This window comes from Photobacterium kishitanii, from assembly GCF_003026355.1.
GTDB lineage: Bacteria > Pseudomonadota > Gammaproteobacteria > Enterobacterales > Vibrionaceae > Photobacterium > Photobacterium kishitanii.
The window spans coordinates 1-517 of sequence record NZ_PYON01000059.1 but is presented as its reverse complement, the minus strand read 5'-3'; the positions used below and the strand labels follow the sequence as shown (position 1 = coordinate 517).

Here is a 517-nt window from a genome sequence, read left to right as displayed (position 1 = left end):
TTGAGTACGATACTCCTACTCGTCACTACGCACACGTAGACTGTCCTGGACACGCCGATTATGTTAAAAACATGATCACTGGTGCTGCTCAAATGGATGGTGGTATCCTAGTTGTTGCTGCAACTGATGGTCCTATGCCACAAACACGTGAGCACATCCTACTTGGTCGCCAGGTTGGTATTCCTTACATCATCGTATTCATGAACAAGTGTGACATGGTTGATGATGAAGAACTACTTGAGCTAGTAGAAATGGAAGTTCGTGAACTTCTTTCTGAGTACGATTTCCCAGGTGATGATTGCCCAGTAATCATGGGTTCTGCACTAGGCGCATTGAATGGTGAAGAGCAATGGGAAGCGAAAATCGTTGAACTAGCTGAAGCTCTAGATACTTACATTCCAGAGCCAGAGCGTGCTATCGATCTACCATTCATCCTTCCAATCGAAGATGTTTTCTCAATCCAAGGCCGTGGTACTGTTGTAACTGGTCGTATTGAGCAAGGTATCGTTAAAGTTGG

Annotated in this window: 1 protein-coding gene; it reads left to right on the top strand. The window is 44.9% G+C overall.

Translation table 11 applies throughout. The annotated features are described in order from the left end of the window. Positions 1-517: GTP-binding protein (locus C0W29_RS21525; protein WP_235869060.1), on the top strand; the 517-nt coding region annotated here is incomplete at both ends.